We start from the raw sequence: 21,014 nt of genomic DNA, 5'->3' as shown, positions 1-21,014 counted from the left end.
CCAGGCCCGTAAGATACGGAGGGGGGGGGGGGGGGGGGGGGGGGGGCCCCCCCCCCCCCCCCCCAGCAACGGGGCTAGTGGGGGGGGGGGGGAGGTGGGTGGGGGGGAGAGGGGGGGGGGGGGGGGGCCCCCCCACCCCCCCCCCCCCCACCCCTCCAAGCAACTACATGTCGAAATGGTGGCAAACGGAAATGTTCGAAGTCGAAAAGGTGAGCGAGGCGGAGGCCGCCGAAAGGGACGGGCTGGCCGACAGGGCGGCCGAATCGCTGACGCTGGCCGGCTTTGCCGTGCACCGGGACGTGAACGAGCCGTCCGGCGCCCGAGGCGCCCTGGTCTGGGCCGACCCGACCGCGGACTCCGGGGGCGGGGTCTTCGTCCGGTGGCTCATCGATCCGGCGCTGAGCCGTGCCGCGGTGGAGAGTGCGCAGCGCGGGGATGTCGGATCGGCGGAATTCCAGCACTACGGTTTCGTGACGAAGCACATGCACGCCACATTGCTCGCGATTCTCGAATCCGCCGGACTCCGCGCCGAAGACGCCGATGACGACATGAGTCCCTACCTGATCCGGGTCGTGGGGTGACGTCGGAGAAGGTGTCGCGGCTCGCCCGGGCGCGGGCGCGGCACCGCCCCGGGCGGACCGCCGCTGTCAGTCCGTGACGTTGCCGATCCGGTCGAGCTGCGCCTGCACGAGCGCCTTCGGAATCGCCGCCTTCTTCTCGTCCAGCATGTTCACCCCGTAGAAGACGGCGATCACACCACCGCTGCGCACCACCGTGTACGTCATCGGCACCTTCTGCTTGCCGACGTCACCCGTGATCCGGTAGTCGACGCTCTCGTCGCCGAAGTCCCTCGCGGGCAGCTTCTCCACCTTGCCGTACGCCAGGCCCAGCGTGTGGAATCCCTTGGGGCACGCGGTGACCGCCTTCCGCAGGTCCTTCATCACCTGGACGGCGTTCTTCTCGGAGTGCGAGGCGAGCCACATCGAGCCCACCGTCGCGTCGGTCGCCTCGATCGGTGTGAGGGAGCGGTGCGTCTCACTCACGGCCGGAATGTGCGTGAAACCGCCGATGAGGCTGGCGAGCGGCTGGCATTCCTTCTTGTCCGCCTTCATGCCCCGCCCGGCCTCGACCTCCGCCTTGGCCACCTTCTTGGCCTCGACGCCCTTGACCTTTCCCGTGACGGTCACTTTTTCCAGGTGCTTGGTGTCCAGGGCACCGAGCCGCTCGGCCTCCGCGGCTTCCTTCTCCTCGGCGCTCCGGGCTTCGGTCGCCTTGGGCTTCCCTTTTCCGGAATCCGCCGATTCGCCGCTGCACGCGGATGTCACCAGCAGGGCCGACAAAACGGCGACGATCGGGAGGGCCCTATGCAGTCTCATGTCGTTGTTCTTTCCTGGCGTCTCTCGCGGGCGAAGCAAAGCGAAAATGATCTTACTGTCGCCAGGAACTCCCTCTCGTCACAATTTGAGATCAACCGGCGGCGGCCGCGCCCAGCCCCGCCAGCAGCAGCAGCGTGAAGCGCCGGGCCCAGTCGGCATCGACGGGCTCGGCGCTCACCAGTGTCCGGTGCACCACCGCGCCGGCGATCACATCGAAGATCAGGTCCGCCGTCAGGTCCGCCGTCGCGCCGTCCGGTTCGACGGGCAGCTCGCCGCGCTCCTGCGCCCGCCGCCGCCCCTGGAGGACGAGCCGCTTCTGCCGGTTGACGATCGAGTCGCGGATACGGGCCCGCAGCGCCTCGTCCCGCGTCGACTCGGCGACCACCGCCATCAGCGCGGTCCGGGTCTCCGGCCGGTCGAGCAGGGCCGCGAACTGCAGCACGACCGCCTCCACATCGGCGGCCAGGCTGCCCAGGTCCGGCATCTCCAGCTCGTCGAAGAGCACCGCGACCGCGTCCACGACCAGCTCGTTCTTGCCCGCCCAGCGCCGGTACAGGGTCGTCTTCGCGACCCCGGCGCGCGTCGCCACGTCACCCATGGTCAGCTTCGACCAGCCGAGATCCACGAGTGAGGCTCTGGTCGCCTCCAGGATCGCCTCGTCGGCCTCGGCGCTGCGCGGGCGTCCCGATCGTGCGGGTTTGGGGTGGCTGCGGCTGAGCATGCCGAGACCATACCCGCCAGTAGGTAAATCAGACCGACCTCGTTCGCCGTGAGACAGATCACCGAACGCCCTTGTGTGCGAGGGGGTCTGGCCAGTTACGCTACGGGTCGTAGCGTAAGGCGACGGTCCGGGCCGTCGCGGGCGCCACGAACGAACGACAGCCACAGGCGCCGGGTGGGGACCGGGCGCCGAACCGGGTCTTTCAGGGGCCCCGCGACCGTGTCTGTCCGTCCACCCCGCACACCGGCGGGGACCGCGGACGGGCGCGGTTCTCGTATCGCTTTCCGGAACGGCGCACCGAAGGGGGAGGATGTACGCATGCAGCCCAGAAACATGTCCATGAGCGGCGTGGTCGACCTCGCCGCGGTGAAGGCGGCCGGAGAGGCCAAGGCGAAGGCGGAGCAGGCGCGCGCCGAGTCCGCGCGGCAGGGCGGCCCGGCGGCCGTCCCCGCCTCCTCCCTCGTGATCGACGTCAACGAGGCGGGCTTCGAGCACGACGTCCTCCAGCGCTCCGCCGAAGTGCCCGTCGTCATCGACTTCTGGGCCGAGTGGTGCGAGCCGTGCAAGCAGCTGGGCCCGCTCCTGGAACGCTTGGCCCACGAGTACAACGGCCGCTTCCTGCTGGCCAAGGTCGATGTCGACGCCAACCAGATGCTGATGCAGCAGTTCGGCATCCAGGGCATCCCCGCGGTCTTCGCGGTCGTCGCCGGTCAGGCGCTGCCGCTCTTCCAGGGCGCGGCCCCGGAGGCCCAGATCCGGCAGACCCTGGACCAGCTGATCCAGGTCGGCGAGGAGCGTTTCGGCCTCACCGGCATCGCGGTCGACCCGTCGGCCGCCGGTGAGCCGCAGGCGGCGGCCCCGGCCCCGCCCGGCCCGTACGACTCGCTCCTGGAGGCGGCCGCGCGGGCGCTCGACGCCAACGACTTCGCGGGCGCCGTCCAGGCGTACAAGAACGTGCTGTCCGACGACCCGGCGAACACCGAGGCGAAGCTGGGCCTGGCCCAGGCCGAGCTGCTGGGCCGGGTCCAGGCGACGGACCCGCAGAAGGTGCGGACGGACGCGGCGGAGAAGCCGGCCGACGCGGACGCGCAGATGGCGGCGGCCGACCTCGACCTCGTCGGCGGCCATGTGGAGGACGCCTTCGGCCGGCTGGTCGAGACCGTGCGCCGGACGTTCGGCGAGGACCGCGACCGGGTGCGGCTGAGGCTGCTCGACCTCTTCGAGGTGATCGGCCCGGAGGACCCGCGGGTCGGTGCCGCGCGTACCGCGCTGGCGCGCGTCCTGTTCTGATCCGGTCTGTCCGATCCGATTGTTCTGAACTGACAACACGGCCGCGGCGGCCTCCGGGCGCCGCGGCCGTTTTCGCGACCGGGCGATAAGAGTGGGCCCTGCTTTACCAAATCTTGATAAAAGCACGGCCTGTTACTCGCAGTAAATCGATCCTTGGGATCCGTCCCGTTTCGCTCAGCCTTCCTCCCTTTCGTCCGTTGGTCCGGGGCAACCCTGTGTGGCCGCCCGGTGCCGGCGGGTCGTGGCCCGGTTATGGGGGCATTACCAGCGAGTAACGAACCCCCTTGTGTCCCGGCCGGGAATGGACCACGATCGGCCACGCTCGGTCCAATCACGCCAGTCCGGCAGCCAGCCGGGAGCGGCGGCTCCGTTGGGTCCCCACCGGGCGGGCCGGCGGCCAGTGGCGCCGGCTCCGGACAGGGGGGTTCCTGCCGGCCGGCAGGGCCTGTCCGATCAGGTCGCGTACACGCGTGACCAGTGGTTGTCGCTCGGGGGTGATCGCCGGTGATGCGGACGCGGTACAGCCTCCGTATCCGGGCGCTCTCCTTTCCGAGGACGTAGCACTTCTCCCATCCCAGGTCGGGCAGGATGCCTGACCGGAGATGTACGTCCGAGAAGGAGGAAAAGTATGAGTTCCCAGGTTCGCGGTGGCACGAGATGGAAGCGTTTCGCTGTCGTCATGGTGCCGAGCGTCATAGCCACCGCCGCCGTCGGCGTGGGCCTGGCGCAGGGCGCGCTCGCCGCGTCGTTCAGCGTGTCGGGGCAGGAGTTCAAGGTCAAGGCCGGCCAGCTCGTGGGCTACGACTTCGTGCAGTACGGCAGTGTGGCCACCGAGCAGGGTGCCGACCCCAAGGTTGCTGATGGCAAGGGACACGCTGTGGCCGTGTCCGGCTTCAGCAAGGCATACATCACGAACATGTGCCAGTCGGTCGTCACGCCGAAGCTGCCGTTCGGCCTCGGAGACATCACCCTGAAGCTGGAGGCGGGTGGCGACGGACACAAGGCTGTCTACGCCAAGGACCTCTACCTCGACGTGTCGGAGCTCGACGGCGACGCCAAGTTCAAGAACATCGACATCGGTGTCGCCGCCGGTTCGCTGAAGACGGACAAGCCGGGCAGCATCGGCATTCAGCCCGGCACCAAGGCCGACCCCAACGGGTTCTCCCAGCGCGCCGAAAAGGCCGTGCTGACCGGCGTCCGCCAGAAGGCGTGGGCCACGACGGCCGGCACCTTCAACCTCAGCGGTCTGAAGCTGCGCCTTCACAGGGGCTCCGGCGCCGGCGTGGAGTGCTACTAAGCACTCGCCCGGGCGGGCGGGGGCGCTTCGCGTACCCGCTCGCCCACCCCTCTCCTTCTCACAGCAGTACCGGTTCCAGGGAGCTGTTTTCCATGAGCCCCGAATCCCAAGGGCAGAACGCGCACTACCTCTCCGTCGCCCGGCGAGGCTTCCGCACCTGGCGGGGTGACCGGCCGTTCTGGGCCGGACTGTTCACCATGCTGGGCGGCGTGCCCATCATGTACTTCCCGTACGCGAACATGCACCTCGGCAACATGACGCTGGCGATGTCCACCACGGCCGGCGCCGGTTCGCTGATCATCGGTGTCCTGCTCGTCACGCTGGGCCTGACGATGTGGTTCCACAGCATCGTCCGCGTGTTCGCCGGAGTCGCGGCGATTCTGCTGGCCCTCATCTCGATACCCGTAGCCAACATCGGCGGCTTCGTCATCGGCTTCGTCTTCGCCCTGCTCGGTGGCGCGCTCTCCGTGTCCTGGGCCCCGGGCGAACCACCGGCGGCCGAGGAGCCCGCCGCCGATGAGACCCCGGAGACCGTCACGTTCGCGAACGACGAATCGCTCCCCGAGGGCGCGCTCCACGGGGCGGGTGTTCCCGAGCAGCCGGCCCCGTACGACACCACGGTCGAGTCCGAGGGCGGGAGGCACCGTGCGGGGTGACGACGAGCAGGTGAACCGCGCGGACGAGGGCGGCACCCGGGAACGCAGGGGCCCCCGCCACGCCGCCCCCAGGAAGTCGCTGCTGACGAAGCTCCACATGCCCGCGGGCAAGAAGGCGTTCGCGCTCGCCGCGATGCCGACGGCGGTCTTCGTCGGGATGGGCCTCACGCCCCGGCTGGCGATGGCCGACGACACCACGGACATCCCCTTCGCGCCCGGCCCCTGCGTCACGCGCTCCGACGAGCCGAGCGAGTCGGCGGACCCGACGCCCTCCGCGTCGAAGACGCCGTCGCCGTCCACGAGCGAGAGCGCGAAGCCGACGCCGGGGACGACCGGCGAGGCGACCCCGAAGCCCACGGCCACGGGCACGGCGGACGACACCGCGAAGAGCACCGACGCCGCGAAGAGCACCGACGCCGCCCCGGCCGAGACGCCGGCGGCCACCCCGTCGCCCACGAAGACGAAGAACCCGCTCGACCCGCTGGGCCTCGGCGACGCGCTCAAGGACCTCTTCGACGGCCCGGACGACAAGGAGACGGCGAGCCCGTCCCCGAGTCCCACCACGGCGTCCCCGAAGCCGACCGCGTCCGCGGACAGTGAGGACGAGTCCGCGGACAAGGCCACCGACGCGGCGAAGGACGCGGTGAAGGACACCACCGACACCGTCGGCGAAACCACCGAGGCCATCCGCGAAGCGGCCGGCAAGGCGGGCCGGACGGTCGAGGAGCTGGACGAGGACGTCAAGGGCACCGAAGCCAAGAAGGACGAGGACATCCCGGACGGCGCCAAGGAACCGTTCCCGTGCCCGACCCCGGACCCGGAGGCCCTGGCCAACGCGAAGCTGGAGCCGGGCATCCCGAACCTGCCCACCGACCCGTGGATTCTGGAAAGCTCGCTGCTCACCCTGAACGGGCTCGACTACAAGGGCATCGTGGAGGTACGGACGGGCGACGGCGCCACCAAGAAGGTGCTGAAGTTCACCGCGACCTCGATCGACATCAAGGACCTGCACCAGCTGACGGTCGGCCCGATGCCGGGCACCACGGGCCACGTGCAGGCGCGGAAGGGCTCCACCTCCACGATCCGCCACGGCACGGTGACCATGTACACCGAGGAGCTGAAGGGCAACCTCTTCGGCTTCCTTCCGATCACCTTCAGCCCTGAGACCCCGCCCCCGCTGAACGTCCCGTTCGCGTTCTTCACCCACGTCAAGGTCACCCAGGCCGGCCAGTTCGGCGGCACGCTGACCGTCCCGGGACTGCACAACTACTTCACCCAGGACGACGCCTGACGCGTCCGGGATTCGCACGAAGGCTGTGGGCCGCACCCCGGGGTGCGGCCCACAGCCTTTCCTGCGGTGGTGCTTCTCGGTGCCGCGGTTACGCGCGTGCGAGATATTCGACGTCGCTCACGACATAGGCGCCGTACCGGAACTCCCGTCCCAGGGAAGCCAGCCGTGCGTACTGCTGTTTCGACAGCTCCAGGTAGTCCGGAGAAGACGCCGCGCTTGCTCTGGGCAATGCCTGAAGAAGCAGCCGGAAGGCAAGGTCAGGGGTGCAGAGCTCGACGCACTCGATGAGCGCCTGGACCATCCCCCGGTCGAACCAGTCCTCGAATTCCGCGATCGCGCTCCGAACCCGGCCGTCCAATTCCCGGCCCTCGTACTGGTCCGCCTCGGAAAGAGTCACCGTATGCGGATGGCGGAGGATCCATTCGTCGCACACCGCGATCACCTGCCGCATCCATTCGGCACCGTCGGCGAGCCGGCTGTTGCGGAAGAAGCGCTCCCCGCTCTCCACGCATCCATTCCACAGGGTGGTGATCCGCTCGGCGGGAAGCCGCTCGTGGAGCAGTTGCGCATCGCGGCGTACCAGCAGTACCGCTTGCGGCTCCAGCTCCTCCACGAACTGACCGGCGACGGCATCGGCTTCCGTTGACGCGTCGAGCCTCCAGTCCTGATGGAAGAAGCTCACCACCCATGGGAGGCCGAAAGTGAATTCAGTTGACCGATGCATCGACGCCCTCACTGCGGATACCCCGTGTAGGCGTAATATCCGCATTTATGCCCCTTCGCCCTTTTCGGGATAATGGTGAGCCTCTCAGCGTCTTCTGCAGAACGTGTGCAAGTTGTCGACGGTCAGGTCGTAGACCTGCTGGTTCGTCAAGCCGATCTTGCTCCGGAGCGCTGCCACCGTCCGGATCGTTCCGTTACGCACCCGCAGTCGGTCGGTCCCGTGGCGGAACGTGCTGAGTACTGACTCCGGGCGAGATTACGACATCTACCGTGTCATGTTCTCCTGACGCCCGCGGGAGGACCGCGCCTGGCGCCTCTCGTTAGCATGGCGGCGGCCCGACACCCCACCGGGTGCGGGCCGTTGCCGGGCTCGGCCGAGGTTTGCATGTGGGGGACGGATGAGTTCGATGTACGCGGTACAGCCGGGGGAAGCGCGTACCGAGGCGGGGGCCGGCCTCGGCGGCGGGGTGTATCACCCGAGGTTCTTCGCGCCGGACGAGGACCACTTCCGGCGCATCCGTGCCGAGCACGCGTTCCAGTCGCTGACGGAGTCCACGAAGGCCGGCACGGCCCACCGCACCGGCATCTACCTCACGCCCGTCACCCGTGACGGGGACGCGCTGCACTTCCGGCTGCTCCGGTGCTCCACGAACCTGTCCGGGCCGACCGAGAACTTCCGCGCGACCGACACGGAGATCGTCGACGCGCTGAACCGCGAAGCGGCCACCGTCTTCCGGGGCCACGCGCCGCTGAACCACGTGCTGGCGCAGACGTACCACAACACCCCTGCCACCACGGAGCGGAAGCAGACCAAGGCCCGGATCTCGTCGCACGCCGACAAGACCAAGGACATGCCCCGCAACGGCATCATGGCCTTCTGCACCTTCTACGACCGGCTCGACGGGCTGAGCCCGATGGCCGACGACCCCTACGACTACGGCGTGGGGCGCGCCAGCGCGCTCACCCGGCTCCGCTTCCGGCTCAAGGACCCGGCCGCCGAACGCGACGACCGGCCCGCGCAGTTCACGCTGACGCTCCACCCCGGGTCCGTGTTCTTCATGCCGCTGTCCACCAACCGGCTGTACACGCACGAGGTCCGGCCCTCCACGCTGAACGCCGAGTACCTGCCGACCCGCCTGGGATACGTGGTGCGCTGCTCCAGCACCGAAGCCGTGCACCGGGACGGCCGTACGTACCTCAAGGGCGCCGCGGGGCCCGTGGAGCTGGAGCAGCCCACCGAGGCGGGAATGGCGGAGCTGCGCGCGCTGTACGCCGAGGAGAACCGGTCCACGTCGTTCATCGACTACGGCGACCGGTTCCGGTTCAGCATGAACGCGGGGGACTACCGTGCTCCCCGGATCTGAGGACATCGTCCGGTGCTCGCTGCCGGCGGCGGCGGACCGCTTCGCCGAGCTGTGCGCGGCCACGCCCATGGAGGACGTCGGCAAGGGCCGCAAGGCCGCCGTGCTCACCAGGCCGGACGCGGACGGCGGTGTGCCGCTCGTACGGACGACGACGCGGTACGCGCGTCCCGCGCTGCGCTTCCGGGAGGTGCACGAGCGGCTGGCCCGGGAGGTACGGGAGCGGGCGGGGCTCCCGGCCGCCTTCGACAACGCGCTGGCCGAGCGCTACACGAGCGCTTGCACCACGATGGGCCGCCACTGCGACCAGGCGCTCGACCTGGCCGGTGATTCCTGCATCGCCGTCTTCTCCTGCTACCGGGACCCGGATGCGGACCCGCGCCGGAAGCTGGTCTTCGAGTCGAAGGAGGACCCGGGCGCCGGGGTGCTGGAGATCCCGCTCGTCCACAACGGCGTGGTCGCCTTCTCCGTGGCGGCGAACCGGCGGCTGCGGCACCGGATCGTCGCGGACCCGGCCGGACGGGCCGGGGACAACGAGTGGCTGGGCCTGACGTTCCGGACGTCGAAGACCGTCCTCCGCTTCCGCGCCGGAGTGCCGTACCTCCCGCAGGGCGTACCGCTCACGCTCGCCGACGAGGAGCAGGCGCGCGCGTTCTACGGGCTGCGGCGCCGCGAGAACGACGAGGTGGACTTCGCGTATCCCGAGCTGAGCCGCACCGTCAGCGCGAGCGATCTGCTGCCGCCGGTCTGAAAAGGGCGGTGCCCCCGGTCCGGAGGAACCGGGGGCACCGTGGCCGTGCCGGGCGTCAGCCCTGGTCCTGGCCGCCCACGTGGTGGACGCGGACCATGTTGGTGGTGCCGGGGACCCCGGGGGGCGAGCCGGCCGTGATGATCACCGTGTCGCCGGCGTTGTAGCGGTTCAGCTTCAGCAGCTCCGAGTCGACCAGGTCGACCATCGCGTCCGTGTTGTCCACGTGCGGGACCACGTGGGCCTCGACGCCCCAGCTGAGGGCCAGCTGGTTGCGGGTGGACTCGTCCGTGGTGAAGGCCAGGATCGGCTGCGCGGCCCGGTAGCGGGACAGGCGGCGGGCGGTGTCACCGGACTTGGTGAAGGCGACCAGCGCCTCGCCGCCCAGGAAGTCCGCGATCTCGCAGGCCGCGCGCGCCACCGAACCGCCCTGGGTACGGGGCTTCTTGCCCGGCACCAGCGGCTGGAGGCCCTTGGAGAGCAGCTCCTCCTCGGCGGCGACCACGATCTTCGACATGGTCTTGACGGTCTCGATCGGGTACGCGCCGACCGAGGACTCCGCGGAGAGCATGACCGCGTCCGCGCCGTCCAGGATCGCGTTGGCGACGTCGGACGCCTCGGCGCGGGTCGGGCGGGAGTTGGTGATCATCGACTCCATCATCTGGGTCGCCACGACCACCGGCTTGGCGTTGCGCCGGCACAGCTCCACCAGGCGCTTCTGCACCATCGGGACCTTCTCCAGCGGATATTCGACGGCGAGGTCGCCACGGGCGACCATCACACCGTCGAACGCCATGACGATGCCCTCCATGTGCTCGACGGCCTGCGGCTTCTCCACCTTGGCGATGACGGGGACCCGGCGGCCCTCCTCGTCCATCACCTTGTGGACGTCCTTGATGTCGTTGGCGTCCCGGACGAAGGAGAGCGCGACCAGGTCGGCGCCCATGCGGAGCGCGAAGCGCAGGTCCTCGACGTCCTTCTCGGACAGGGCCGGGACGTTGACCGCGGCACCCGGCAGGTTGATCCCCTTGTGGTCGGAGATCACCCCGCCCTCGATGACGATGGTGTGGACCCGGGGGCCGTCCACGGAGACGACCTTGAGCTCGACGTTGCCGTCGTTGATCAGGATCGGGTCGCCCTTGGCGACGTCGCCGGGCAGGCCCTTGTAGGTCGTCCCGCAGATCGACTTGTCCCCGGGGACGTCCTCGGCGGTGATGACGAACTCGTCCCCGCGGACCAGCTCGACCGGACCCTCGGCGAACTTCGCCAGGCGGATCTTCGGGCCCTGGAGGTCGGCGAGCACGCCGACCGCCCGCCCGGTCTCGGCGGCGGCCTTGCGGACCCGGTCGTAACGACCCTGGTGTTCCGCGTGGGAGCCGTGACTGAAGTTGAAACGGGCCACGCTCATGCCGGCCTCGATCAGAGCGACGAGCTGCTCGTGGGAGTCGACGGCGGGGCCGAGGGTGCAGACGATTTTGGAACGGCGCATGAGGCGGATCCTATCGGTTTGTTTCGCTGCGGAATATTCCGGCTGGCGGAAGATACAAAAGGGCGGGGGGCCGCTCAGTTGTCGACCAGTGCGAAGGTCTGGGTGGCGATCTCCAGCTCCTCGTCGGTAGGCACCACGGCGACCGCGACCCGCGCGTAATCCGGCGAGATCAGCCGCGGCACGCCGGACCGTACGGCGTTGAGATCGGCGTCCACCGCGAGGCCCAGCTCCTCCAGACCGGCGATCGCAGCCTCCCGTACCGGGGCGGAGTTCTCACCCACCCCCGCCGTGAACACCACGGCGTCCACCCGGCCGAGGACCGCCGAATAGGCGCCGATGTACTTCTTCAGCCGGTGGACGTAGATGTCGAAGGCGAGCGCGGCACGCTCGTCGCCCGCGTCCACCCGGCGCCGGATCTCCCGCATGTCGTTGTCACCGCACAGCCCCACCAGGCCGCTCTTCTTGTTGAGCAGGACGTCGATCTCGTCCGCCGACATCCCCGCCACCCGCTTCAGATGGAAGGTGACGGCCGGATCGATGTCCCCGGAGCGGGTACCCATCACCAGCCCCTCCAAGGGGGTCAGGCCCATCGACGTCTCCACGCACCGCCCGCCCGCGACCGCCGAGGCGGACGCCCCGTTGCCGAGGTGCAGCACGATGACGTTGACGTCCGCCGGCTCCTTGCCCAGCAACTCGGCCGCCCTGCGGGAGACGTACGCGTGGGAGGTGCCGTGGAAGCCGTAGCGGCGGATGCGGTGGGCGTCGGCCGTCTCCACGTCGATCGCGTACCGCGCCGCGTACTCCGGCATCGTCGTGTGGAACGCCGTGTCGAACACCGCCACCTGCGGCAGGTCCGGGCGCAGCGCCCGGGCGGTGCGGATGCCCGTGATGTTGGCCGGGTTGTGCAGCGGCGCCACGGGGACCAGGCGCTCGATCTCCTTGAGGACGTCGTCGGTGATCACGGTCGGCTCGGTGAACCGCAGCCCGCCGTGCACCACCCGGTGCCCGATCGCCGCGAGGTCGGGGGAGTCCAGGCCGAGCCCGTCGGCCGCCAGCTCCTCGGCCGCCGCCCTCAGCGCCTCGTCGTGGCCGGCGATCCGGCCCTCGCGCTCCCGCACCCCGCCGCCCCCGGCCGGCGGGGTGTGGACGAGCCGGGAGGTCTCCTCGCCGATCCGCTCGACGAGCCCGGACGCCAGCCGGGACCGGTCGTCCATGTCGAGGAGCTGGTACTTCACGGAGGACGAGCCGGAGTTGAGGACGAGCACCCGGCTCGGCTTCCCGGCCGCCGCCGCGTTGTCGGTGTTCGGGGTGGTCATGCGGGTCACTCCTCGTCCTGGGCCTGGATCGCGGTGATGGCCACGGTATTCACGATGTCCTGCACCAGCGCGCCCCGGGACAGGTCGTTGACCGGCTTGCGCAGCCCCTGGAGGACCGGCCCCACCGCCACCGCGCCCGCCGAGCGCTGCACGGCCTTGTAGGTGTTGTTGCCGGTGTTCAGGTCCGGGAAGATCAGGACCGTCGCCTGCCCGGCCACCTCGGAGTCCGGCAGCTTCGTCGCGGCCACGCTCGGCTCGACCGCCGCGTCGTACTGGATGGGGCCCTCGATCCTCAGGTCCGGGCGGCTCGCGCGCACCCGTTCCGTCGCCTCGCGCACCTTGTCCACGTCGGCGCCGGTGCCCGAGGTCCCGGTCGAGTACGACAGCATCGCGATCCGGGGGTCGACGCCGAAGCGGGCGGCCGTGGCGGCGGACTGGACCGCGATGTCCGCGAGCTGCTCGGCGTCCGGGTCCGGGTTGACCGCGCAGTCGCCGTACACCAGCACCTTGTCGGCGAGGCACATGAAGAAGACCGAGGACACGATCGACGCGGCCGGCTTGGTCCCCCCATCGCCCGCCGCCGCCCTGCCCGACGAGCTTCGCTCGGCCCCCTTCGTCCCCCCATCGCCCGCCGCCGCCCTGCCTGACGAGCTTCGCTCGGCCCCCTTCGTCTTGATGATCTCGAACGCCGGGCGGATCGTCGCCGCCGTGGAGTGCACCGCTCCGGAGACCATCCCGTCGGCCAGGCCCTCCTGGACCATCAGGGTGCCGAAGTAGTTGACGTCCGAGACCACGTCGTACGCCAGCTCGACCGTCACCCCGCGGTGCGCCCGCAGCTGTGCGTACCGCTCGGCGAACGACTGGCGCAGCTCTGAAGTCTGCGGGTCGATGAGCTGGGTCTCGGCCAGGTCGATGCCGAGGTCGGCGGCCTTCTTGCGGATGGTGTCCGGGTCGCCGAGCAGCGTGAGGTCGCAGACGTCCCGGCGCATCAGCACGTCCGCCGCGCGCAGCACGCGCTCCTCGGTGCCCTCCGGCAGCACCACCCGGCGCCGGTCCGCGCGCGCCTGCTCCAGCAGCTCGTGCTCGAACATCATCGGGGTGACCCGGCCGCTGCGGGCGACGGAGACCCGGTCGAGGAGGGCGGCGGTGTCGACATGGCGCTCGAAGAGGCCGAGCGCGGTCTCCGCCTTGCGCGGGGTCGCCGCGTTCAGCCTGCCCTCCAGGGCGAAGAGCTCCGCGGCGGTGGGGAAGGAGCCGCCGGCCACCGAGACGACCGGGGTGCCCGGTGCGAGCCGGGCGGCCAGCGTGAGGATCTCCTCGCCCGGCCGCTCGCCCAGGGTCAGCAGCACCCCGGCGATCGGCGGCGTCCCGGCGCTGTGCGCGGCGAGCGAGCCGACCACCAGGTCCGCCCGGTCCCCGGGCGTCACCACCATGCACCCCGGGGTCAGCGCCTTCAGCAGGTTCGGCAGCATCGCGCCGCCGAAGACGAAGTCCAGCGCGTCCCGGGCGAGCCCGGAGTCGTCGCCGAGCAGCACCGTGCCGCCCAGGGCCGAGGTGATCTGCGCGACCGTCGGCGCCGAGAGGGCCGGGTCGTCCGGCAGCACCGAGCACGGGACCGGCAGCGTCGCGGCGAGGCGTTCCGCGACGACGTCCCGGTCGGCGGGGGCCACCCGGTTCACGATCATCGAGAGCACGTCGCAGCCGAGCCCCGAGTAGGCCCGGTAGGCGTTGCGGGTCTCGGCGCGCACCGACTCCGCGTCCTGGCCCCTGCCGCCGACCACCGCGATCACCGAGGCGCCGAACTCGTTGGCCAGCCGGGCGTTGAGCGCCAGCTCGTCGGGGAGCTGGGTGGCGGCGAAGTCGGTGCCGAGGACGAGCACCACCTCGTAGTCGGCGGCGACCCGGTGGAAGCGCTCGACCAGCCGGGAGACGAGTTCGTCGGTGCCCTGCTCGGCCTGGATCGCGGACGCCTCGTGATAGTCCATCCCGTAGACCGTGCCGGGGTCCTGGGAGAGCCGGTAGCGGGCCCTCAGCAGCTCGAACAGCCGGTCCGGGTCGTCGTGCACCAGGGGGCGGAACACCCCGACCCGGTCCACCTGGCGGGTCAGCAGCTCCATGACGCCCAGGTCCACGACCTGGCGGCCGTCCCCCCGGTCGATCCCGGTCACGTACACGCTGCGCGTCACGCGTGCCCTCCCGTCGTCTCTGGTCCGGTATGGTGCCCGGTTCGAGTGGTAATCGCCCGTTTGACGATACCCGTGGGGGCGCAGGGGCCGCCCGCCGGACGACTGCCCCGCGAGGGCGTCCCCAGGCCGCCCCCGGGCAGCCGCGAGCGCGAGCCGCGCGCCCGTCGTGGGACACTCGTCGTGACTCACGGTACGGGGGAAGCGGAAGAAGCCCCCGTTCCGGATGCCGAAAACGGACGGGCCCAGCGAGCAGGAGACGGAACAGGATGCGCATCGGAGTTCTCACCGCAGGCGGCGACTGCCCCGGCCTCAACGCAGTGATCCGTTCGGTCGTCCACCGGGCCGTCGTCGGTCACGGTGACGAGGTCATCGGCTTCGAGGACGGCTTCAAGGGCCTCCTCGACGGCCACTTCCGGCCGCTCGACCTGAACGCGGTCAGCGGCATCCTCGCCCGCGGCGGCACCATCCTCGGCTCGGCCCGCCTGGAGCGCGCCCGGCTGCGCGAGGCCGCCGAGAACTGCGCCGAGCTGAGCCGCCGTTACGGCATGGACGCGCTGATCCCGATCGGCGGCGAGGGCACGCTCACCGCCGCCCGGATGCTCGCGGACGCCGGGATGCCCGTCGTCGGCGTCCCGAAGACCATCGACAACGACATCTCCTCCACCGATCGCACGTTCGGTTTCGACACCGCCGTGGGCGTCGCGACCGAGGCCATAGACCGTCTGAAGACCACCGCCGAGTCCCACCAGCGGGTGATGGTGGTCGAGGTGATGGGCCGCCACGCGGGCTGGATCGCGCTGGAGTCCGGCATGGCCGGCGGTGCCCACGGCATCTGCCTCCCCGAGCGTCAGTTCGAGGTGGACGACCTGGTGAAGATGGTCGAGGAGCGCTTCGCGCGCGGCAAGAAGTTCGCCGTCATCTGCGTCGCCGAGGGCGCGCACCCGGCCGAGGGCTCCATGCCGTACGCCAAGGGCGAGATCGACCAGTTCGGGCACGAGCGGTTCCAGGGCATCGGCAACCGCCTGGCCGTCGAGCTGGAGAAGCGGCTCGGCAAGGAGGCCCGCCCGGTCATCCTCGGCCACGTCCAGCGCGGCGGGACGCCGACCGCGTACGACCGCGTCCTCGCCACCCGCTTCGGCTGGCACGCCGTGGAGGCGGCCCACCGCGGCGACTTCGGCCGGATGACCGCGCTGCGCGGCAACGACATCGTGATGGTCCCGCTCGCCGAGGCGGTCACCCAGCTCAAGACGGTCCCGCTGGACCGGATGCACGAGGCCGAGTCGGTCTTCTGAGCCGGTTACGCCGGGCGGCTGTGGTCTTTTGGCGCGGGGCTCTTTCCCGTCATGCCGGAGGGCCGGCCGTCTCCCAGAAGCGGGGCACGATCCCGGTGAGGAAGGCCCGGCCCTCCTCACCGGTGTTGCCCGGCCGGTCCGTGCCCGCGCTGCTCCAGCTCAGCGTGGAGACCATCAGCGCCTGGTAGTCGCCGTGCAGCCGTTCCAGGACCTCCTGGAGGCGGCGCCGGTCCAGCGGCACCAGCCTCCCCACCGGCCGGGTGTACGCCTGCCACCGCGTCGTCACCGCGCCGCGCAGCAGGTCCGCCAGCTCCTCCTCGCGCCCGGTCGCCGTCACGAAGTCCGCGGGCGTCAGCCCCAGCGCCTCGCTCAGCGCGGCGGACTGGCGCTCGTTGCCCCGCCACCGCCCCGACTCCTCCATCCGCAGATAAGCGGAGGCGGCCATCCCCACCCGGGCGGCCAGCTCGTCCGGCGACAGCTCCCGGGAGACCCGGTGCTCGCGCAGGCTGCGCGCGGCCGTCAGCAGCTCGCCCGGGGCGCACCACAGCACCCCGGCCAGTGCGGTGAGTTCGTACTCCGAGGGGAGCGCCAGCCCGCGTTCCCAGGCGGCCACCGTCTCGGCGGTGATCCGCAGTCCGTACTGAGCGCCGAGACCGTAGGCGACATGGCCGGGAGCCATACCCAGGGCCTCGCGGAGTCTTCGCGCGGCGGGGGCGTTGAAAGGCGGAGAGGGGTGCACGGGGACACCGTAGGGAGGCGGGGGCCCGTTGACCACGGTGTGTTCACCCGAGAACACGGCTCGTAGGAAAGTCCTAGCGGGCGCCCTGTGGTTCAGCGTCCCTCCGGCCGCCACCGGTAGCGCAGCTCGGGCCGCCCCACCTGCCCGTACTGCGGACTGCGCACCGCCCGTCCCACCGTCACCAGGTGCTCCAGATAGCGGCGCGCGGTGATGCGCGAGATGCCCAGCTCCTGGCCGGCCGCCGAGGCCGTCAGACCGTCCGGGGCCGCCCGCAGCGCCCCGGTCACCGCCTCCAGGGTCGGACCGCTCAGCCCCTTGGGCAGCCGGGCCGGCTCCGGGGCGCGCAGCGCGGCGAGCGCCCGGTCCACCTCGTCCTGCCCGCTCGCCTCACCGGCCGCCGCCCGGAACTCCGCGTACCGCACGAGCCGGTCGCGCAGCGTGGCGAAGGTGAACGGCTTCAGGACGTACTGCACGACGCCCAGCGAGACGCCCTCCCGGACCACGGCCAGGTCACGGGCCGAGGTCACCGCGATCACGTCCGCCGAGTGCCCGGCCGCCCGCAGCGAGCGCAGCAGCTGGAGCCCGTGCCCGTCGGGCAGATAGAGGTCGAGGAGCAGCAGGTCGACCGGGGCGCGCTCCAGCGCCCGGACCGCCTCGGCGCGCGAGTGCGCCACGGCGGCCACGGCGAAGCCGGGCACCCGCCCCACGTACAGCCGGTGCGCGTCCGCCGCGACCGGGTCGTCCTCGACGACCAGCACCTGGATCACGCCCGCGCCCCCGCCGCCAGCGGCAGTCGCACGGTGAACTCCGCGCCCCCGTCCGGCCCCTGCTCCAGGCCCACCGTCCCGCCGCCCCGGTGTGCCGCCTGCCGGACCAGGGCCAGGCCGAGGCCGCGCCCCGCGCCGTGCGTCGACCAGCCTGCCCGGAACACCTCGGCCGCCTGGGCCGGGTCCACCCCGGCCCCGTTGTCCGCGACGCGCAGCAGCAGTTCGCCCCCTTCGGCGAGCGCGGTGACCGTGACCCGCCCGCGAGGCCCGGGCACGGCCGCCTCCCGGGTCACCGCGTCCACCGCGTTGTCGATCAGGTTGCCGAGGATGGTCACCAGGTCGCGGGCGGGGAGCGACGCGGGCAGGGCGCCGTCGTCGATGAGGCTGTCCTCGGCGAGCACCAGTTCCACGCCCCGCTCGTTCGCCTGGGCCGCCTTGCCGAGCAGCAGGGCCGCGAGCACCGGTTCGGCGACCGCGCCCACCACCCGGTCGGTGAGCGCCTGGGCCAGCTCCAGCTCGGCCGTGGCGAAGCCCACCGCCTCGTCCGCCCGGCCCAGCTCGATCAGCGAGACCACGGTGTGCAGCCGGTTCGCCGCCTCGTGCGCCTGGGAGCGCAGCGCCCGGGTGAAGCCGCGCTCCGAGTCCAGCTCCCCGGACAGCGCCTGGAGCTCGGTGTGGTCGCGCAGGGTCACCACGGTGCCGCGCCGCTCGCCGCCGACCACCGGACGGGTGTTGACGACGATGACCCGGTCCGCCGTCAGGTGCACCTCGTCCACCCGCTCCTCGGAGGCGAGCAGCGCCCCGGTCAGCGGGGCCGGCAGATCGAGGTCGGCGACCCGGCGGCCGACGGCGCCCGGGGCCAGGCCGAGCAGTTCCCGGCCCGCGTCGTTGACCAGGGCGATCCGGCGCTGCCCGTCCAGCATCAGCAGCCCCTCGCGCACCGCGTGCAGGGTCGCCTCGTGGTAGTCGTGCATCCGGCTCAGCTCCGCCGCGTTCATCCCGTGCGTGTGCCGCCGCAGCCGGGCGTTGATCACGTACGTGCCGAGCCCGCCGAGCACCAGGGCCGCGCCGGCCGCCAGTGCCAGCGCGCCCAGCTGCGCCCGCACCTGCGAGGAGACCCGGTCCACGGTGATGCCCGCGCTGACGAGACCGGTGATCCGGCCGCCGTCGCGGACCGGGGTGACGACCCGGATCGAGGGCCCGAGCGTGCCGGTGTACGTCTCCGAGAAGGTCTCCCCGCGCAGCGCCCGGGCGGTGTGCCCGAGGAAGGTCTCGCCGATCCGGTCCGCGTCCGGGTGCGTCCAGCGGACCCGGGCCGGGCTCATGATCGTGACGAAGGCGATCCCGGTGTCCTCCCGGACCCGCTCCGCGTACGGCTGGAGCGCGGCGGACGGGTCGTCGCCGCGGATCGCCTCCCGGACCGACGGAGCACCGGCCACCGAGAGGGCCACCGCCCGCGCCTGCCGCTCCGCCGTCTCCTCGGCCTGGCCGCGCCCGGAGACGTACGCGAAGAACGCGCACCCCACCACGACGGCCGCCACCAGCACCACCTGCCACGCGAAGAGCTGGCCGGCCAGGCTGCGCGGTCGGGTACGGGGAAAACGCATCCCCTCAGTCTGCCTGGCCGAAAACGTATGAACGAAATGCACGTAAGGGTGACCGCCGTCACAGCTGGCGGGATAGTCGCCGGGACCCCCGGCACGGGGGTGGGACGAGGACGACCCGAGGAGACCCCCGTGGCAGTGAGCGCCGCCGAGCCGGAACGCACCAAGCCGGACCGCACGAAGTATCTGTATCTCGCCGTGATCGCGGCCGTCGGCCTCGGCATCCTCGTGGGCTTCGTCGCCCCGGACGCCGCCGTCGAACTCAAGCCCATCGGCACCGGGTTCGTGAACCTGATCAAGATGATGATCTCGCCGATCATCTTCTGCACGATCGTCCTGGGCGTCGGCTCGGTCCGCAAGGCCGCCAAGGTCGGGGCCGTCGGCGGCCTCGCCCTCGGCTACTTCCTGGTCATGTCGACGGTCGCCCTGGCCGTCGGCCTGATCGTCGGCAACATCCTGGAGCCCGGCTCCGGCCTCCACATCACCGAGGCGGTCCGCGCCGCCGGTGAGAAGCAGGCCGAGGGGGCCGGCGAGTCCACCACGGACTTCCTGCTCGGCATCATCCCGACCACCCTGGTCTCCGCCTTCACCGAGGGCGAGGTCCTCCAGACCCTGCTGATCGCCCTGCTCTCCGGCTTCGCGCTGCAGGCCCTGGGCCCGGCCGGCGAGCCGGTGCTGCGCGGCATCGGGCACATCCAGCGCCTCGTCTTCCGCATCCTCGCCATGATCATGTGGGCGGCGCCCGTCGGCGCGTTCGGCGCGATGGCCGCGGTGGTCGGGGAGACCGGCGTGGACGCGCTGAAGTCCCTCGCGGTCATCATGATCGGCTTCTACGTCACCTGCGCGCTCTTCGTCTTCGTGGTGCTCGGCGCGATCCTGCGCCTGGTCGCCGGGGTCAACATCTTCGCGCTGCTGAAGTACCTCGGCCGGGAGTTCCTGCTGATCCTGTCCACCTCCTCCTCGGAGTCGGCGCTGCCCCGGCTGATCGCGAAGATGGAGCACATGGGCGTCAGCAAGCCCGTCGTCGGCATCACCGTGCCGACCGGCTACTCCTTCAACCTGGACGGCACCGCGATCTACCTCACGATGGCCTCGCTGTTCATCGCCAACGCGACGGGCGACCCGCTGAGCATCGGCGAGCAGATCTCCCTGCTGGTCTTCATGGTCATCGCCTCCAAGGGCGCGGCGGGCGTCACCGGCGCCGGCCTCGCGACGCTGGCCGGCGGCCTCCAGTCGCACCGCCCCGAACTGGTCGACGGCGTCGGCCTGATCGTCGGCATCGACCGCTTCATGAGCGAGGCCCGCGCCCTGACCAACTTCGCGGGCAACGCGGTCGCCACGGTCCTCGTCGGCACCTGGACCAAGGAGATCGACCGCGAACGGGCCGACCGGGTGCTCTCCGGCGCGCTGCCCTTCGACGAGACGACGATGACGGACGACGCCCACACCGGCGAGCCGCACGTCCCGGAGGCCAGGGGCGGCGAGGAGCGGCCCTCGCTCACCAAGGTCTGACGCACGGTGAGGCGGCCGGTACGGGAGCCCCGTACCGGCCGCCTCACCGTTCACGAGCGGCGGCCGTGCGCGTACGGACCGGTCACGCGGTCACGCGCAGGTGGGTCGGCCAGCCGATCCGGTTCAGCAGCCTGAACATCTTCGCGATGTCCGTCGGGTTCAGCTTCACGCAGCCGTTGGAATCGTAGTCGCCCGGCCCGTCCCAGCGGCGCGCCTCGGTCTTCCCCCGGCTGCCGTCACGGTTCATCTCGGAATGGATGAACATCTCCGTGCGGGTGGCTCGCTTCGTGGAGCACGGCATGTTCTCCAGCCACACCGCGTACCCCTTGACGAGCCTGCCGTTGTAGCGCGTGTCCTTCAGCTTGATCCTCCAGTTGCCGTCCGGAATCCAGCCCCTGCCCACGGCACAGTCGTTCGTGCCCTGGGCGCCGTAGCCCGACCCGGCCCGGTAGGCGGCGTGCAGCTTGCCGTTCCGGTAGACGAGCAGCCGTGAGTCGCCGGGCTTCTTCGGGTTCTTGTCGAACACCAGGGCCGTGCGCGGGGCGGCGGCCTCGGCGGTGGCGGCGGCCGAAGGCGGTGCCGCCACGGTCGCGGCCAGGGCCGCCGTGATCAGGACGCCGTGGACGAGCGGCTTGGACGTCTTCAT

The 21,014-nt window shown here is 71.2% G+C and carries 19 protein-coding genes; 9 read left to right on the top strand and 10 right to left on the bottom strand.

Features of this window, described 5'->3' with window-relative positions; translation table 11 throughout:
- The first annotated feature begins 167 nt into the window (after positions 1-167).
- Entirely contained in the window at positions 168-581 is a 414-nt protein-coding gene (locus FKN01_RS12655) for a hypothetical protein (RefSeq protein ID WP_260696863.1), read from the top strand.
- A 66-nt stretch (positions 582-647) separates the two neighbouring features.
- Here the strand turns inward: FKN01_RS12655 and FKN01_RS12650 are convergent, their stop codons facing one another.
- Together FKN01_RS12650 and FKN01_RS12645 are read right to left on the bottom strand one after the other, a co-directional pair.
- Complete coding sequence (locus FKN01_RS12650) at positions 648-1,376, bottom strand: hypothetical protein (protein WP_143619688.1); 729 nt, start codon at positions 1,374-1,376, stop codon at positions 648-650.
- 91 nt (positions 1,377-1,467) lie between these two features.
- Positions 1,468-2,097 carry a TetR/AcrR family transcriptional regulator gene (locus tag FKN01_RS12645; RefSeq protein ID WP_143619686.1) on the bottom strand — a complete coding sequence of 210 codons (630 nt, stop codon included), beginning with the start codon at positions 2,095-2,097 and terminating at the stop codon, positions 1,468-1,470.
- A 318-nt stretch (positions 2,098-2,415) separates the two neighbouring features.
- Here FKN01_RS12645 and FKN01_RS12640 point away from each other — a divergent pair, with 318 nt between their 5' ends.
- From FKN01_RS12640 to FKN01_RS12625, 4 genes are all read left to right on the top strand, one after another.
- Entirely contained in the window at positions 2,416-3,387 is a 972-nt protein-coding gene (locus FKN01_RS12640; protein WP_143619684.1) for a tetratricopeptide repeat protein, read from the top strand.
- A gap of 628 nt (positions 3,388-4,015) precedes the next feature.
- Positions 4,016-4,684, top strand: a complete 669-nt coding sequence (locus FKN01_RS12635) for a DUF6230 family protein (RefSeq protein ID WP_143619681.1) — start codon at positions 4,016-4,018, stop codon at positions 4,682-4,684.
- Between the two features lie 92 nt (positions 4,685-4,776).
- Positions 4,777-5,340, top strand: coding sequence for a DUF6114 domain-containing protein (locus tag FKN01_RS12630; protein ID WP_143619679.1), 564 nt, complete (start codon positions 4,777-4,779; stop codon positions 5,338-5,340).
- Positions 5,330-6,631 (top strand): hypothetical protein, encoded by a 1,302-nt coding sequence (locus tag FKN01_RS12625; RefSeq protein WP_143619677.1) that lies wholly within the window; start codon positions 5,330-5,332, stop codon positions 6,629-6,631. Before FKN01_RS12630 ends, FKN01_RS12625 begins: the two co-directional genes overlap by 11 nt.
- 88 nt (positions 6,632-6,719) lie before the next feature.
- On the opposite strand, the gene FKN01_RS12620 is transcribed toward FKN01_RS12625, so the two are convergent.
- Positions 6,720-7,316 (bottom strand): hypothetical protein, encoded by a 597-nt coding sequence (locus FKN01_RS12620; protein ID WP_143619675.1) that lies wholly within the window; start codon positions 7,314-7,316, stop codon positions 6,720-6,722.
- A gap of 445 nt (positions 7,317-7,761) precedes the next feature.
- Between FKN01_RS12620 and FKN01_RS12610 the strand changes: the two genes are divergently transcribed.
- Positions 7,762-8,718 (top strand): hypothetical protein, encoded by a 957-nt coding sequence (locus tag FKN01_RS12610; RefSeq protein WP_143619673.1) that lies wholly within the window; start codon positions 7,762-7,764, stop codon positions 8,716-8,718.
- Positions 8,702-9,466 (top strand): hypothetical protein, encoded by a 765-nt coding sequence (locus FKN01_RS12605; protein ID WP_143619671.1) that lies wholly within the window; start codon positions 8,702-8,704, stop codon positions 9,464-9,466. Before FKN01_RS12610 ends, FKN01_RS12605 begins: the two co-directional genes overlap by 17 nt.
- Before the next feature lie 55 nt (positions 9,467-9,521).
- Here FKN01_RS12605 and pyk read toward each other — a convergent pair whose 3' ends face one another.
- From pyk to pta, 3 genes are all read right to left on the bottom strand, one after another.
- Complete coding sequence (pyk, locus tag FKN01_RS12600; protein ID WP_143619669.1) at positions 9,522-10,952, bottom strand: pyruvate kinase; 1,431 nt, start codon at positions 10,950-10,952, stop codon at positions 9,522-9,524.
- Positions 10,953-11,026: 74 nt separating this feature from the next.
- On the bottom strand, positions 11,027-12,268 hold the full coding sequence (locus tag FKN01_RS12595; protein ID WP_143619667.1) for an acetate kinase: 1,242 nt from the start codon (positions 12,266-12,268) through the stop codon (positions 11,027-11,029).
- Between the two features lie 5 nt (positions 12,269-12,273).
- Positions 12,274-14,454, bottom strand: a complete 2,181-nt coding sequence (pta, locus tag FKN01_RS12590; RefSeq protein ID WP_143619665.1) for a phosphate acetyltransferase — start codon at positions 14,452-14,454, stop codon at positions 12,274-12,276.
- Positions 14,455-14,720: 266 nt separating this feature from the next.
- Here pta and FKN01_RS12585 point away from each other — a divergent pair, with 266 nt between their 5' ends.
- Entirely contained in the window at positions 14,721-15,746 is a 1,026-nt protein-coding gene (locus FKN01_RS12585; RefSeq protein ID WP_143619663.1) for an ATP-dependent 6-phosphofructokinase, read from the top strand.
- 49 nt (positions 15,747-15,795) lie between these two features.
- On the opposite strand, the gene FKN01_RS12580 is transcribed toward FKN01_RS12585, so the two are convergent.
- The 3 genes from FKN01_RS12580 to FKN01_RS12570 all read right to left on the bottom strand — a co-directional run bounded on the left by FKN01_RS12580 (position 15,796) and on the right by FKN01_RS12570 (position 18,859).
- Positions 15,796-16,425 carry a helix-turn-helix transcriptional regulator gene (locus tag FKN01_RS12580; RefSeq protein WP_143619660.1) on the bottom strand — a complete coding sequence of 210 codons (630 nt, stop codon included), beginning with the start codon at positions 16,423-16,425 and terminating at the stop codon, positions 15,796-15,798.
- 152 nt (positions 16,426-16,577) lie between these two features.
- Positions 16,578-17,252 (bottom strand): response regulator, encoded by a 675-nt coding sequence (locus FKN01_RS12575; protein WP_143619658.1) that lies wholly within the window; start codon positions 17,250-17,252, stop codon positions 16,578-16,580.
- Positions 17,249-18,859, bottom strand: a complete 1,611-nt coding sequence (locus FKN01_RS12570) for an ATP-binding protein (RefSeq protein ID WP_143619656.1) — start codon at positions 18,857-18,859, stop codon at positions 17,249-17,251. The genes FKN01_RS12575 and FKN01_RS12570 overlap by 4 nt, the downstream gene beginning before the upstream one ends.
- Positions 18,860-18,994: 135 nt before the next feature.
- Between FKN01_RS12570 and FKN01_RS12565 the strand changes: the two genes are divergently transcribed.
- Positions 18,995-20,368 carry a cation:dicarboxylate symporter family transporter gene (locus tag FKN01_RS12565; protein WP_143619773.1) on the top strand — a complete coding sequence of 458 codons (1,374 nt, stop codon included), beginning with the start codon at positions 18,995-18,997 and terminating at the stop codon, positions 20,366-20,368.
- Between the two features lie 82 nt (positions 20,369-20,450).
- On the opposite strand, the gene FKN01_RS12560 is transcribed toward FKN01_RS12565, so the two are convergent.
- Positions 20,451-21,014, bottom strand: a complete 564-nt coding sequence (locus FKN01_RS12560) for a L,D-transpeptidase (RefSeq protein WP_143619654.1) — start codon at positions 21,012-21,014, stop codon at positions 20,451-20,453.

The organism is Streptomyces sp. 130, assembly GCF_007096885.1.
Taxonomy (GTDB): Bacteria; Actinomycetota; Actinomycetes; order Streptomycetales; family Streptomycetaceae; genus Streptomyces.
This window is presented reverse-complemented; position numbering and strand designations above follow the sequence as displayed.

Excerpts from the sequence above, each read along its gene's own strand:
- FKN01_RS12595 (WP_143619667.1), bottom strand. The coding sequence starts at position 12,268 with ATGACCACCCCGAACACCGACAACGCGGCGGCGGCCGGGAAGCCGAGC.
- FKN01_RS12585 (WP_143619663.1), top strand. The coding sequence starts at position 14,721 with ATGCGCATCGGAGTTCTCACCGCAGGCGGCGACTGCCCCGGCCTCAAC.
- FKN01_RS12610 (WP_143619673.1), top strand. The coding sequence starts at position 7,762 with ATGTACGCGGTACAGCCGGGGGAAGCGCGTACCGAGGCGGGGGCCGGC.
- FKN01_RS12655 (WP_260696863.1), top strand. The coding sequence starts at position 168 with ATGTCGAAATGGTGGCAAACGGAAATGTTCGAAGTCGAAAAGGTGAGC.
- FKN01_RS12635 (WP_143619681.1), top strand. The coding sequence starts at position 4,016 with ATGAGTTCCCAGGTTCGCGGTGGCACGAGATGGAAGCGTTTCGCTGTC.
- FKN01_RS12580 (WP_143619660.1), bottom strand. The coding sequence starts at position 16,425 with ATGGCTCCCGGCCATGTCGCCTACGGTCTCGGCGCTCAGTACGGACTG.
- FKN01_RS12570 (WP_143619656.1), bottom strand. The coding sequence starts at position 18,859 with ATGCGTTTTCCCCGTACCCGACCGCGCAGCCTGGCCGGCCAGCTCTTC.
- FKN01_RS12650 (WP_143619688.1), bottom strand. The coding sequence starts at position 1,376 with ATGAGACTGCATAGGGCCCTCCCGATCGTCGCCGTTTTGTCGGCCCTG.
- FKN01_RS12560 (WP_143619654.1), bottom strand. The coding sequence starts at position 21,014 with ATGAAGACGTCCAAGCCGCTCGTCCACGGCGTCCTGATCACGGCGGCC.
- pyk (WP_143619669.1), bottom strand. The coding sequence starts at position 10,952 with ATGCGCCGTTCCAAAATCGTCTGCACCCTCGGCCCCGCCGTCGACTCC.
- FKN01_RS12630 (WP_143619679.1), top strand. The coding sequence starts at position 4,777 with ATGAGCCCCGAATCCCAAGGGCAGAACGCGCACTACCTCTCCGTCGCC.
- FKN01_RS12640 (WP_143619684.1), top strand. The coding sequence starts at position 2,416 with ATGCAGCCCAGAAACATGTCCATGAGCGGCGTGGTCGACCTCGCCGCG.
- FKN01_RS12645 (WP_143619686.1), bottom strand. The coding sequence starts at position 2,097 with ATGCTCAGCCGCAGCCACCCCAAACCCGCACGATCGGGACGCCCGCGC.